The organism is Microbulbifer variabilis, assembly GCF_052468405.1.
Map to the genome: position 1 here is coordinate 1,964,317 of NZ_CP174343.1, position 13,346 is coordinate 1,977,662.

Sequence of the window (13,346 nt, forward strand, 5' to 3'; positions counted from 1 at the left end):
AGTTTTTATTGGGGCTGACGTTGCGCTCGCCGTTCGCGAGCAAGTTCACGCAGCTTTTCCATCCGCTCCCGAATACTCTGCTGATTTTCTCCACGCTGCGCAGTATTACTGCTTCGGCTACTCTTGCGAGCAAGGCTGGAGTAATTCTTAAGCGGAACATTCGGTCGACCATCCACTTCTGGATAGGTCAGTTTTTCCATCCTGCCATTACGACGAAGAACTACATGATCTACCTCAACAGAATAAAGTTCTGCGCCACCCGGCAGAGAATCCCCTACATACAAACGCTTCGCAGGTTTTCCTTTTTCGGCCACAAGTGCGCTAGCTTTTTTCTTGTCACTACTGTCTAAAACGCCAGACAAGACAATATTCAATTGGGTGATAGGGAGATTGGAAAGATCGACTTCAGGGACTTCTACTTTTTCCTTGGCATCGGCGAGGCCAAAGAAAGGGGTATTTGGTATCGAAGCGGCCTGGGGCGCACTCACTCTGGAGTTCTTGCGCTCAGCCAGCAGAGATTCTTCAGTTTCTGCAGGAATAAACAGGGAACCATAGGCGAACAGGTTGCCAGAGACCCAAAGCAGACCCACTGCGGATGCCGCCATGGTGCCGCGGGAAATCGCCTTTCGCGACTCACCCTGGCCAAAACCGGTGCCAACTGAGCCAAAGGCTCGCTTTAATGGGGACATGAACATACCCACATACAAGTTCAACTTTTTTTAGGTTATTGGTTTTTGACGCCTATTTTGTTGCCTAAGTCTTTGAAAGGCAACGCTCCTGCCCAGTTAAACGCTGCAAACCTTAAATTCGTCCCCGAAATTGCACACTAGTTCCGCCTCAAATAAAAAAGGCGGCTACCCGCCGCCTTTTCCAGTACTGGTCAGTATAGTAATCAAGGATTACAGCTTTGCTTCAAGCTCGGGAACAGCTTCAAACAAATCAGCGACCAGACCGTAATCGGCAACGGAGAAGATCGGGGCTTCTTCGTCTTTGTTGATCGCAACAATCACCTTGGAATCCTTCATACCTGCCAGGTGCTGGATAGCGCCGGAGATACCGACAGCAATGTACAAATCGGGAGCGACGATCTTACCGGTTTGACCAACCTGCATATCGTTGGGAACAAAACCGGCATCTACCGCAGCGCGAGAGGCACCAACGGCTGCACCAAGCTTGTCAGCCAGCTTGTACAACATCTCAAAGTTGTCACCATTCTGCATTCCGCGCCCACCAGAAATGACCACGCTAGCGGCAGTTAGTTCCGGACGATCGGATTTGGCGAGCTCTTCGCCGACAAAAGTTGAGACACCGGCATCATCAGTAATATCAACTGACTCAACGGTCGCACTACCACCTTCTACTGCAACAGCATCAAAAGCAGTGGTGCGAACAGAGATCACTTTGATAGCATCTGAACTCTGAACGGTTGCAATAACATTCCCTGCGTAGATCGGACGCTTGAACGTGTCAGCACTCTCTACAGCGATAATGTCGGAGATTGGCTGAACATCCAGAAGTGCGGCAGCACGCGGCAGCATGTTCTTGCCAGTGGTGGTGGCGGGAGCCAGGATGTGGCTGTAATCCTTACCTAGATCAGCTACTAATTTGGCAACATTTTCAGCCAGTTGGTGCTCATAGGCGGAATTATCAGCCAGCAGCACTTTACTTACACCTTCTACCTTTGCTGCAGCTTCTGCTACGGCAGCACAACCAGCGCCGGCAACCAGCACTGCGATATCACCACCAATGGCTTTGGCTGCGGCTACAGTGTTCAGCGTAGCGCCCTTCAGCTCGGCGTTGTCATGTTCAGCAATAACCAGGATGCTCATCAGATTACCTTCGCCTCGTTTTTCAGTTTCTCTACCAGTTCCGCAACGTCGGCTACTTTAACGCCTGCCTGACGCTCAGCCGGCGGCTCAACATTCAGGGTTTTGGTGCGAGGAGTAATATCTACACCCAGCTCATCTGGAGTAGTAGTATCGAGGGGCTTCTTCTTGGCCTTCATGATATTCGGCAGAGAAGCGTAGCGCGGCTCATTCAAGCGCAAGTCGGTGGTAACGATCGCAGGCAACTTCAGTTCAACCGTCTGCAGCCCGCCATCAATCTCACGGGTAACCTTAACGGCATCACCCTGCACAGTCACTTCAGAAGCGAAGGTGCCCTGCCCCATTCCAGTCAATGCGCCCAGCATTTGCCCGGTCTGGTTATTGTCACCATCGATGGATTGCTTACCCAGGATGACCATTTGAGGCTCTTCCTTATCAACAATCGCCTTCAGGCACTTGGCCACGGCCAGAGGCTGCAGCTCGGCATCGGTTTCTACCAATATGCCGCGGTCAGCACCCAGGGCCAGCGCAGTACGAATTTGCTCTTGGCATTGCTTGGAGCCCATGGAAACGGCGACTATCTCGCTGACAACGCCTTTTTCCTTCAAGCGTACCGCCTCTTCAACTGCGATTTCGCAAAAGGGGTTGATAGACATTTTGACGTTGGCTGTATCAACGTCAGTGCCGTCCGCCTTAGGGCGAACCTTGACGTTGTAGTCAACAACGCGTTTCACAGCTACAAGAACTTTCATGGAAATCCCGTCTTAAATAAGCTTTTTAACAGCCGCGACTGACGATTCACATCGCGAACGGATACGGTGTTCTGGTCAAACAAGTGTTTGAACGGCGTGTATGGTGGCGGTTCTATACGGCAAAATCAATAGTCAAATAGAAGTCATCACTGCCATTCACAAAATCTATTTCCAACCATTGGGGTAGTCTATCCCCTATTCCTAACCTGTTGAAATACAGCGCATTTGCCATAGCAAATGAATAGTCATGCAATTGGTAGGGTTGATTAAACGCCTATATAATCAGCCACCAATATAAATGATAAGGCCGGAATGGCCGCAAAAAGTTGAATGCAACTGCTGAGGAGAGTGCCGTGGAACGCGAATCAATGGAATACGATGTAGTGATCGTGGGTGCCGGCCCCGCCGGATTGGCAGCGGCCTGCCGTATTCGCCAGCTCAATGAAGACATCTCAGTATGTGTCGTGGAGAAGGGTTCCGAGGTCGGTGCCCACATTCTTTCGGGCGCAGTTTTTGAACCTACTGCCCTGAATGAACTTTTCCCTGATTGGAAAGAGCGCGACGCCCCACTGAACACCGAAGTCAAGGGCGATGACATCTACGTCCTGCGCAGCGATGAAAACTCCATTAAAGTGCCCAATATGTTTGTGCCCAGCACCATGCACAACGAAGGCAACTACATCATCAGCCTTGGAAATCTATGCCGCTGGCTGGCGGAGCAAGCAGAAAATCTGGGAGTGGAAATCTTCCCTGGGTTCGCCGCATCTGAAGTGCTTTATAGTGAAGACGGATCCGTAAAAGGCATTGCTACAGGTGATATGGGAATCGGCCTGAATGGGGAGCAGAAAGACTCCTACATGCCCGGCATGGAACTGCACGCAAAGTACACACTTTTTGCCGAAGGCTGCCGTGGCCACCTGGGCAAACAGTTGATTGAGCGCTTCAAACTGGATGCCGATACCGACCCACAACACTACGGCATAGGCATAAAGGAAATCTGGAAAGTACCTGCTGAAAAACACCAACAGGGCTTGGTAGTTCACACCGCAGGCTGGCCTCTGGATCAAAGCAACACCCACGGTGGCGGCTTCCTTTACCACCTCGAGGACAACCAGGTAGTGGTCGGCCTGATTACTGATCTGGCCTACAGTAACCCACATGTCAGCCCCTTTGATGAGTTCCAGCGCTACAAGCACCACCCGGTGATTAAGCAATACCTGGAAGGTGGCGAGCGCGTGGCCTATGGCGCCCGAGCTATTGTTAAAGGCGGCCTACAGTCTCAGCCAAAAATGACTTTTCCTGGCGGGCTTCTAATAGGAGATAACGCCGGCACCCTGAACTTTGCCAAGATCAAGGGAAATCACACTGCGATGAAGTCTGGCATGATTGCTGCAGAATCCGTAGTGGAAGCTATTGCCGCAGACCGCAACAGCGAGGAGCTGACCGATTATACCTCCAGGTATCGTGACAGCTGGGCCTGGAAAGAGCTACATATGCAGCGCAACTTCGGCCCTGCCCAACACAAGTGGGGCAACATCCTTGGCTCCGCTTATGCCTTTGTGGATATCAACCTGTTCAAAGGCAAGTTGCCCTGGACCTTGCGCGATACTAAGGCAGATCACGCTCAGCTCAAACCCGCAGCAGACTGTGCAAAAATTGACTACCCCAAACCCGACGGTGTACTTAGTTTTGATAAGCTGTCCTCTGTATTTATTTCCAACACAAATCACGAGGAAGATCAGCCCTGCCATCTGATCCTGAAGGATGCGGAGATTCCGCTGAACCACAACCTGCCAATCTATGACGAACCGGCACAGCGCTACTGCCCCGCCGGCGTATACGAAGTTGTTGAGGATGCCAACGGCAAGCGATTCCAGATAAATGCACAGAACTGTGTTCACTGTAAGACCTGTGACATTAAAGACCCAACCCAGAATATTGTTTGGGTTACTCCGGAAGGTGGCGGCGGTCCCAACTACCCAAATATGTGAACCCATCGACTTAAATGGCGCCTTCCGGCGCCATTTTTATATCTACTTTTTCACTTGAACTCTCTGCAACGTGAAAAAGTAGAGAAAATTCCTGCGGGCGAAAAAGAGGCAGCAGAAATTATTGAGAGAGAAGATCAGAATTTATATTGAGCGTTTATGGCAAAGGTCTGGCCCGGCTTTTCTTCAAAGACAATAACGCCATCTCGCTCAATCTCAATTGATTCATCCAGAAGGTTTTGCATCTTGGCCTTTATCGTCACCTCCTCAGTAGGGTGCCAGGAGTAAGTTAGGTCAAGCGAATGGAAAGGTTGCTCGTAAGAATCTGGATCCAAGTTACGGCCAGCCAGATGCAGGCGCTCTCCAAAAACGTTGTAACCCAGCGTCGCAGAGTGATTGCCATCAGGGCTGTCGAAACCCATCAACATATTCACAACGTATTCGGATGCTCCTGTCATTTCACGCACCGGATTCGTCGGAGCATCAGCCTCATCTCCAGCAACCAACTCGGTTTCCTGCAAGGTTACATTGCCCTGCACAAAGAAGCTCTCCATATTATCGCCAAGGAAACCAAGTTGCTTCATGCCTTCGATTTCAATACCGATAATCTTTCCAGACTCGGCATTAATAATCTCGCGAGCCACATTGGTATCACTGGAGGCAGCCTCGAAAAACTCAATTGGGTCAACCACATCCTTATAAAAAGCAGAAACTGTCAAACTGTCCCCGCTGTCAAAGAACCACTCAGCACGTAAATCATAATTGTTGATTTCTGAAGGCCTGACATCGGGGTTCCCTTTCACCTGCTCATCGGTAATAGGGTCAATATAGAACGCATCGGTAATTTCGCGAAGATCAGGCCGCACGGCTGTTTTTGAAACCCCCAAACGAAGCTGGAACGTCTCCGCCCAAAAAGACCCCATATAAGTCAGAGAGAAAGATGGGTAAATGTCATCTTCAGCATAAACAGCCTCCAGCAACTCATCCGGGTCAGGTGTTACTTGCGGGTCATCTATCGTGTAGCCATATGGGTTCCACTCAAGTGCCACCTGGCTGTAATCCTCCCAGCGTGCCCCTGCCGAAATTCGCCAAGCTTCATTGAACGTCCAATCGAATTTACCAAACACTGCATCTGTTGCCGTTGCAGCTAAATAGCTTTGCTTGTTGCTCCCCGCCAAGTCAAAAACAAAGTCATTATCGCCGCTGATAATATTACCATCACTAAATACTTCATCTAGGGGGCTGCCCAACACATCCTCATCGTTCACACTGAAAATATCCAAGCGTAGCTCAGTTTGCCTGTATGAGCGTCCCTTCTCTATCCTGGCAAAACCACCGCTTAACTCCAGGCTGGAAGTGGAAAATTCCAAAGGTAAGGTGGCCGACCAACCATAATTTTTAACGTCATCCTCAAGCTCTGTGAAGCGGAACCCCGCGCTTCGCGAGCCTGTACTGACCTTCGAACTCAACACTTCGCCTGTCGCAGGATCAGTAACCGTATCGGAAATAACATCCACCTGATTAGGAATATCCGTGGTCGCTGTCGCGTCCGAATAGAACCAGTCGAAAACCACCTCTTCCGGAACCCAGTTGAAAAAATCAAAAGGAAGGATAGCTTTGGTCTCAGGCCCCAAGGAGTGGCTACCCTTGACCTGATTCAGGGCCAACTCCCTCTCTTCATATTTCAACAAATACTCACGATAGCCAGAACCATCTGATACCTGACGATTTTCATTAAAGTAATCGGTGATAGAAGTTTCATCATCAGTGTTACGTAGAAAGAGGCTTGTATTTTCGATTACATGCTCATCCGCAAAGCGCAAACCTAAATTTAAGTTTCCGCTGATATCCACTGAGTATGTAGACTTGCTACGGTTGTTTAATTGCTCATTGGGAGCCCCGAAATTGCGCAGAGTTCTCTCAGACTCTCTCCACTCGCTTTTATATGAGGCACCAGCCAGAAGCCCCAACTCCCATTTATCACCGAGATAAAAACGATTACCTACACTCACTTTCACATCACCATCAGGATCGCTGGACTCCTCTTCGATGGCAATATCACGATTAAGGTTTAGGGACAGCTCACGATTTAGCCCCCGGGCTGCAGCATCAGCTTCCTGCGCACTGGAATACTGCTTTCCTTCCTCAATCAGAATTTTTCTAATATCAGAAATTCCCAAACCACCCCTGAAGCGCTTTAGCGCAACAGAGATTTCGCCCGGTAGCGCCCTGGTTCCGTCATCGGTTCCGAAGTGATCATTACCCCCTCCCCGATAGCTCAGAACTTCACCGCTGGTTTCTGAGTTGGCTCCTGTCCCCAATTCAATTGAATACGTAAGATCATCTGGAATCCCCTTTGTCCGAATATCCACATTTCCACCGCCAAAACTCGCGGCCTGGTCAGCAGAGTAACTTTTCTGTACAGCCAGCGAATCCACGATAGAGGTGGGAAATAGATCGAGGGGAATCACATTTCTCGTCAAGTCCGGTGAAGGTACCGTAGCGCCATTCAGCGTGGTACTGGAGTAACGCTCTCCCAATCCCCGCACATAAACAAATTTATCGCTCACTAGCGATAGTCCCGACACCCTGCGTAACGCCGCAGCCACCGTTGAGTCCCCTACCCGACCAATCATCTCAGCACCGAGGATGTCGGTGACCACCTCCTCTTCCAGGCGCTCACTAACCAGAGATTCCGCCGAGTCCCTTAAACGCCCCTGGACCATTACTTCTTCAAGACTTTGTATCGAACCGGTCTCTTTTTCCACAAGATCTGCATCCTGGGCAATTACACCAGGAGCAATAGCAGTGGCCGCGGCAATAGCCATTACCAGCGGCACCCTCTGAAAATTTTCATATTTAGCCATCACATAGGCCTCTTATCATTCCCATTATTGGGTGTCTAAACCAAGCAGGGCGCCGACTCCATCAGCGAAGGCGGCGCCCTGCAAGATCAGGAGAGCTTCCCCTAACCACATCTTTGGCTAATTATTCAAACCAGAGAGGCTGTGCACGGCTGCCTTGATGTAAGCCATAAGTCCAGCCTTGAGTCCAATCAGTACCGTTGATATCAAGTGCACCCAAATAAGCACGCTCAAACGCGGTGACAGCGGGTTCCGCGTCGTTGATTCGCTGCTGGTCGGCGCCCACGGTATAGATTGCTGGAGTGCCGTCTAGCAGAATAAAGTTAGTATCAATGCCGACAGTTGGGCTCAACGCTCCTGAAATTGGAGCAAACTGATTGCCGCTATCTACAGCCCACGCCTCCAGATCAAAGGTATCTTCATCTGTCTTGGTGCGATCCTCACAAGCAAAGATGTTGGAGGTCAGGGCTACTTCCGTACCAGAGGTTGCTTCATTGCGCGTTTGAACACTCTCCATACGCAGACAGTAATTGCTACCATCATCTGACGTTTCATCAGCTTTAAAAGAAGCAACAATTATGGAATTGGTAATCATCGGATAGATACCCTCACGCAGACGCCAACCTGCACCCGGATCGTGAGTACCTTCTTTTTGAGCAGAAACGATACAAGTCAGGCCATCAATTATTGGACGGCTGTTCAGACCCTGATCAATCAGAGCGGTATAATCAATCGTATCTTTGTAAGAACCGATTCCATCTGCCTCAATACAGTGGTTCCCATCATTTTCACTCTGTACAACCAAGGCATTGGTGATCCTTCCACGATAACCTTCATCAATATCGATTGAATCATCTCGCACATAGAGAGCAACATAATTGCTAACGTCTACTGCACCACCAAAGAACTCAATTCCATCATCAAAAGTGGAATAAGTTTGCAGGTTATTTATCACTGTGCCGCTGCCAACTGCATCAAAAGAGATGCCATTTAATTCATCACCACTAGCAACCAGGGCACCCGTGTGCTTTACAACAACATAGGAAAGCTCGCCAGAGTTATCTCCATTGTTGTCTCCACCGTAGTATGAGGTGTTATCGTCAGTGGAACCTTCAGCGGCAACATGACACTCGCCATCCAAAGTGAGATCTCCACCGGCAATTGAGCCTGAGTATTTGCACTTATTGGTTACACCAAAACCGTTGATAACCATTCCACCCCACTGGGATACGGCATCTGCAGTTACAGTGCCGCGGACATCTGTTTCAGAGGTAAATGTAATTGGTGCGGATTCAGTACCACGGGCAAAAACCTGTGAACCACGATTTACAACCATAAAGGCTGAGTTATCCTTAAAGGCAACGGTTGCACCGGCCTGTATTTCCAATTTGACGCCATCACCGCCCTGGGCAACACCGGCAGCCTGTAAGTCAACATCACTGGAGTAGTTTTCACCAACAAAGAGACTACCGTCAAAAATGTGCGCGCCATCATCTGGAAGCGCAGGAAGATACAAGTCCTCGGTTAAAGGATTAGACGCGGAAACAAAGTCGGCTCCATATCGACAGTTACCGCTTTCAAAAGAGCCTTGTACCCCCGTACTTTGGATCGCTGCGCAGGGATTTTCAGAAGATCCACCACCAGAATTATCGACAGAGTTGTCTACTGAATTATCAACAGTCTTAGGCTCAACACTCACTCCACCACCGTCACAACCCGCCAGTAAAGCTGTAATGGCGGCAGCCAGAATGATCTGATTTTGTATGCGTTTCATATCTCCCCCCACAGGAATGTAATCCTTGAAAAACAGTCAATCAGCACGAAAAGCTATTGGAGAGCCCTACTAAGCCAAACAACACACTGTTGACTGCCTAAATTTCTGTTTAATTTATTCGCCTAAGCGGTTAGGACGCGGGGGAGTGTAGAAACGCCGTGTTGCGAACTTGTTAACTTTTTGTATATTTTCAGTAATTTTTGCAATAAAACATCCAGCTTTACACTTTTTGGAATGTTTTATTGCCTTCAAATTTCATTCAGCTTTCAAGTAAATGAATAAAATATGGATATTTAATAAATCCGTATCAATTAAGTAATACGTGCAACATTCAGTACATATAGAAAACCAGCAAGGAGAGAAATCAGGAAAAGCCATCCCGCTTAATATAAGACTAAGTAATAAGGCAAAGAAAAGAAGCTTAGAGCCAGCAGAACGCTGGCCCTGAAATGGCAGTTTTTCAAAAATCAATTATAAGAACCGAGCAGAAAATCCTTACCGGCACTACGCACAAAAAGTTTCCCGGTATCACTGGGGCCATGATTAGCTTCTTGAGCCCAATCGACCAGCTGGTAGAACACATCACGGGAAACCCTGGCTTGAAGGCCACCACGAAGCTCCAGGTAAGGAATTAGTTGCGGGGGGGCGCCAAACTCCTTTAGGTGCCAATTGCGGTCTTCGTCTAGCGCGATCACATCACCCACATTGGTTGTGAAAAGTAAGGTCTGAGCATCACTATTCGGATTACGTGCCACCTGTGTCGCCACAAAAGGTACATCTTCCACCAGTATGCGCAGCTTCTCCACTGGAGTCACCAGGAAATATTCATCCCCTTCCCGCTTGAGGATGCTCGCAAACAGCTTAACCAGTGTGTGCCGCTTTATTTCTGTCCCTTCATGAATCCAGCGACCATCATGCTTGATGACCATATCCATGTCGCCACAGAGGTCTGGGTTCCACTTTTCAACCGGAGGATATCCGTGGAACTCCCTCTGTAGTTTTTGCAGCTGCTCGAAAAGTGGCTCAGCCAAAGGACGGCCCCGCAGCTTGACCAGTGGTATGACTGCTTGCCGGTGGCTTGCGGGAGGAAATATCTCCGATATGGACCCCCACGTCCATGATGAACTCCATCAGGCCCTCTCGGTCCTCAATCACGTCAGCAAACGACTTGGAGTGATAAAGCTCTACTGCACCCTGAACCAGGGCCCAATAGGTTGAATAGTAATAGTAGGCAGGCACCTTCTTCAGCATGCCCTGCTCCATCCTTCGTTCAAACACCCGGTTCAGGGCAGAAGCATTGGAGTTGCGAATGGCATGTAGCTCAGAAATCATCTCCGGAGCTAAATTGAGGGTGATTATTTTCTCTTCCAACCGCTGGAAGAGCCTGTCCTTGCCCGGATCAGCCATACGGGACTCAAAATAGGCTCTGGCTGGAGCTGTGATATCGCCTTTTTCTTCAGCATTCTCAACAGCTACCTTCAGGCGTTCAGCGAGGGACCTCTCGTAGTCCATCAGCAAACGCATGTAAATCTCTGTCTTTGAAATGAAGTGCTTGTAGATGGTGCCCTTACCAATATCTACCCGCTCGGCGATCTGCTCGACCGTGACCTTTTCTTCACCGTGCTCCAGCAGAAGCTCCAGAGCCGCATCCAGGATGCGCTGCTCTCTCGCGCGAAACCTCTGAACCTTCTCTTTTGCCTTATCCATACTTCCGACCTTCTCTGCCCGTAATAATGGGGACTGAAATTGACTATTCATTCATGAATGATAGGCAATTCAACTCGGTTGGAAAAGTGAATCGAGAAATTAGACACTCAAATATTAAAAATTTTAGCCTATTTTGCTCAATTTTTGTGCTATTAGTGCAAGATACAGAGTGTGGAGGGGAACGTCACCCGAAAAAGTTGGCGCCAGTTATCGAAGACCTAGAATTCTCAGAGTAGGAGCTTACGGGAATAAAAAACGTTGGAGCTATCAAAAATTTTGGCAGGTAGTCCATTACCCACCCGCAAGCAGGTGCTTTCCCAAAACAGCGCTTTAAGCACCTGCCCCCTAAACCGACTTCATCTTAAGCTCCAGTAAGGGAGCTACGACATCGTTGTCCTGAGTACGAATCCAAAGCATCTCTTCCTCACTATAAAGCTCCGCCACAATAGCGTTTGCCAACTCACAGTCATGGGATATGAGGTGCTGAGCCAGCCATTCGGCGGCAAATGTGCGCTTCTTTCCAAGAGTCCCTTGGGCGCGCTTATATAGGTTCTTTATCGCTTTGCGGCTGTACTCTAAAGTGGAAACTCCCGGGGTGGCTTCTACCATCTTGCGGTGTAGCTTTTTCGTCTTTTGCTCAATAATATAGGGCAGTACCTGCCCCGAAATATAATCGTGTGCAACAGAGCCCTTACATGTACATTCAAAAGATTTTCTTTCTTGAAAGATCTTTTTAAGACCATTGAGGTGGTTGTGAGTTTTGTATGCTGACCTGGCGGCCAAGCCAGCGTAACCGACAGAGAGCGCCGTCCCGGCAACGATTAAGCCTACGCCCGTAGCCGAAGTGGCTACAGCAGCCCCGGTTGCAAGGCCTGTAAGTGTTGCACCCGTAGCGGTTTGTGCACCCCAGGTGCCATAGTAAGCTGCGGACCCTACCACTCCAGCCACCGCCTTTGCAGTACGATGTCTGCTAACTACCTTGCCAAAGTTTTGCGGTGGACGAATATCAATATCGTGATGTGGCATCTGGCAACATTCCTTTCCCGTTATTGCATTTTTATCGGTAACTAATCGGCCGGGGTTACGCCTCAAGACATCTCTCCCAGGCACTATATGGCGCGTTATATCACATCAATAAGCACACAATCGACAAATTGAAAAAATCAAGAGCATATTTTTTCAAATTTAATGGGTTATATGATTTGGCCATACACAACTGCGATTCGGTATTGGAGTGACCAGTCGATCGAATTCGTTCAAAATGTGAATGGAGATAGTACATTTGGCTGCTATCATCGCCGCTTCGGGCAAGATTGAAATGCCTGCCCGGATTATTCCGACTATCACTATTAGGTAACAGGTAGAGTCGTCCATGTTGGAAAAGCTGAGCAAACTACTCGACGTAGAAGAGCTGGATCGCAATCTCTTTCGCAGTCGTCACCACGTCGAAAATTATCGAAAAGTACTATTTGGAGGCCAGGTGCTTGGGCAAGCACTGATGGCCGCTACACGCACTGTTGAAGATCGTTTGCCACACTCCCTGCACTCCTATTTTTTGCGCCCCGGCTCCAGCGAACTACCGGTGATCTATGAGGTGGACCCTATCCGCGATGGAGGTAGCTTCACCACTCGCCGCGTTGTCGCAAAGCAACGAGGTCGGGCAATTTTCAACATGTCTGCTTCGTTCCAGATCAAGGAGCCCGGATTCGATCACCAGGCTGATATGCCATGCGAAGGGATTCCTGCCCCAGAGAACCTAAAGAATACGCAGCAACTGGCGCTTGAGGCAGGCTTAGTCAGCCCACAATATGATCAGCGCCGCTATATGATTGACTTCCGCCCGGTAGATCCTAAAAGCTACTTTGGTGCCGAGCTAAGTGAAGCGAAGTGCATGTTCTGGCTCCGCGCCGAGGGTGAGATGTCTGATGACCCTATGGAGCACCGCGCTGCGCTCTGTTACGCATCGGACATGGGATTGCTTGGAACCTCCTTACAGCCACACCATATTTCTTTGTTCGACCCCCACTTAATGCCGGCCAGCGTCGATCATGCGATGTGGTTCCACCGGGACTTCCGCCTGGACCAATGGCTCCTCTATGTAACCGACAGCCCTTCCGCTACCGGCGCACGCGGATTTGCCCGTGGCCAGATTTTTACCCGCGACGGCGTACTGGTAGCCTCCACTGCGCAAGAGGGCCTAATTCGACAAATTAAAAGTTAAATCAATGGTTTACAGTAAAAAAAAGGTTGCTATAATGCCGCCCACTTCGCTGATGAAGCGAGACCAATAAGTCGGTGAGTAGCGCAGCCTGGTAGCGCACTTCGTTCGGGACGAAGGGGTCGGAGGTTCGAATCCTCTCTCACCGACCAGATCTCAAAACCCGCACTAAGCGGGTTTTTTTGCGTCTGGATGACATCTATTTTCATCGCATAGT

At 49.3% G+C, this 13,346-nt stretch carries 10 protein-coding genes and 1 tRNA gene; 3 read left to right on the plus strand and 8 right to left on the minus strand.

The genetic code is table 11. The features are described from left to right. Window positions 1-5: 5 nt before the first annotated feature. The 3 genes from ACJJJB_RS08930 to ACJJJB_RS08940 all read right to left on the minus strand — a co-directional run bounded on the left by ACJJJB_RS08930 (window position 6) and on the right by ACJJJB_RS08940 (window position 2,578). Window positions 6-689 carry a type II secretion system protein N gene (locus tag ACJJJB_RS08930; RefSeq protein ID WP_020412899.1) on the minus strand — a complete coding sequence of 228 codons (684 nt, stop codon included), beginning with the start codon at window positions 687-689 and terminating at the stop codon, window positions 6-8. A 210-nt stretch (window positions 690-899) separates the two neighbouring features. Then, window positions 900-1,829: an electron transfer flavoprotein subunit alpha/FixB family protein gene (locus ACJJJB_RS08935; protein ID WP_445366087.1), complete on the minus strand. Its 930-nt coding sequence runs from the start codon at window positions 1,827-1,829 to the stop codon at window positions 900-902. Continuing rightward, a complete protein-coding gene (locus tag ACJJJB_RS08940; protein ID WP_444901526.1) occupies window positions 1,829-2,578 on the minus strand; it encodes an electron transfer flavoprotein subunit beta/FixA family protein in 750 nt (249 codons plus the stop codon). The genes ACJJJB_RS08935 and ACJJJB_RS08940 overlap by 1 nt, the downstream gene beginning before the upstream one ends. Before the next feature lie 353 nt (window positions 2,579-2,931). Here ACJJJB_RS08940 and ACJJJB_RS08945 point away from each other — a divergent pair, with 353 nt between their 5' ends. Next, window positions 2,932-4,569, plus strand: a complete 1,638-nt coding sequence (locus tag ACJJJB_RS08945) for an electron transfer flavoprotein-ubiquinone oxidoreductase (protein WP_444901525.1) — start codon at window positions 2,932-2,934, stop codon at window positions 4,567-4,569. Between the two features lie 134 nt (window positions 4,570-4,703). Here the strand turns inward: ACJJJB_RS08945 and ACJJJB_RS08950 are convergent, their stop codons facing one another. From ACJJJB_RS08950 to ACJJJB_RS08970, 5 genes are all read right to left on the minus strand, one after another. Further along, a complete protein-coding gene (locus ACJJJB_RS08950; RefSeq protein WP_445366088.1) occupies window positions 4,704-7,433 on the minus strand; it encodes a TonB-dependent receptor domain-containing protein in 2,730 nt (909 codons plus the stop codon). A gap of 121 nt (window positions 7,434-7,554) precedes the next feature. Then, window positions 7,555-9,204: a beta-helix domain-containing protein gene (locus ACJJJB_RS08955; RefSeq protein ID WP_020412904.1), complete on the minus strand. Its 1,650-nt coding sequence runs from the start codon at window positions 9,202-9,204 to the stop codon at window positions 7,555-7,557. A gap of 467 nt (window positions 9,205-9,671) precedes the next feature. Then, window positions 9,672-10,235 (minus strand): DUF1285 domain-containing protein, encoded by a 564-nt coding sequence (locus ACJJJB_RS08960; RefSeq protein WP_353376251.1) that lies wholly within the window; start codon window positions 10,233-10,235, stop codon window positions 9,672-9,674. Continuing rightward, window positions 10,228-10,911, minus strand: coding sequence for a TetR/AcrR family transcriptional regulator (locus tag ACJJJB_RS08965; RefSeq protein ID WP_020412906.1), 684 nt, complete (start codon window positions 10,909-10,911; stop codon window positions 10,228-10,230). The genes ACJJJB_RS08960 and ACJJJB_RS08965 overlap by 8 nt, the downstream gene beginning before the upstream one ends. Window positions 10,912-11,256: 345 nt before the next feature. Continuing rightward, window positions 11,257-11,937, minus strand: coding sequence for a hypothetical protein (locus ACJJJB_RS08970; protein WP_444901524.1), 681 nt, complete (start codon window positions 11,935-11,937; stop codon window positions 11,257-11,259). Between the two features lie 346 nt (window positions 11,938-12,283). Between ACJJJB_RS08970 and ACJJJB_RS08975 the strand changes: the two genes are divergently transcribed. Together ACJJJB_RS08975 and ACJJJB_RS08980 are read left to right on the plus strand one after the other, a co-directional pair. Beyond that, on the plus strand, window positions 12,284-13,132 hold the full coding sequence (locus ACJJJB_RS08975) for an acyl-CoA thioesterase (RefSeq protein WP_020412908.1): 849 nt from the start codon (window positions 12,284-12,286) through the stop codon (window positions 13,130-13,132). Between the two features lie 72 nt (window positions 13,133-13,204). Beyond that, window positions 13,205-13,281 (plus strand) — tRNA-Pro (locus ACJJJB_RS08980). The last annotated feature ends 65 nt before the right edge of the window (window positions 13,282-13,346 follow it).

Excerpts from the sequence above, each read along its gene's own strand:
- ACJJJB_RS08930 (WP_020412899.1), bottom strand. The coding sequence starts at position 689 with ATGTCCCCATTAAAGCGAGCCTTTGGCTCAGTTGGCACCGGTTTTGGC.
- ACJJJB_RS08935 (WP_445366087.1), bottom strand. The coding sequence starts at position 1,829 with ATGAGCATCCTGGTTATTGCTGAACATGACAACGCCGAGCTGAAGGGC.
- ACJJJB_RS08940 (WP_444901526.1), bottom strand. The coding sequence starts at position 2,578 with ATGAAAGTTCTTGTAGCTGTGAAACGCGTTGTTGACTACAACGTCAAG.
- ACJJJB_RS08950 (WP_445366088.1), bottom strand. The coding sequence starts at position 7,433 with ATGGCTAAATATGAAAATTTTCAGAGGGTGCCGCTGGTAATGGCTATT.
- ACJJJB_RS08955 (WP_020412904.1), bottom strand. The coding sequence starts at position 9,204 with ATGAAACGCATACAAAATCAGATCATTCTGGCTGCCGCCATTACAGCT.
- ACJJJB_RS08965 (WP_020412906.1), bottom strand. The coding sequence starts at position 10,911 with ATGGATAAGGCAAAAGAGAAGGTTCAGAGGTTTCGCGCGAGAGAGCAG.
- ACJJJB_RS08970 (WP_444901524.1), bottom strand. The coding sequence starts at position 11,937 with ATGCCACATCACGATATTGATATTCGTCCACCGCAAAACTTTGGCAAG.
- ACJJJB_RS08975 (WP_020412908.1), top strand. The coding sequence starts at position 12,284 with ATGTTGGAAAAGCTGAGCAAACTACTCGACGTAGAAGAGCTGGATCGC.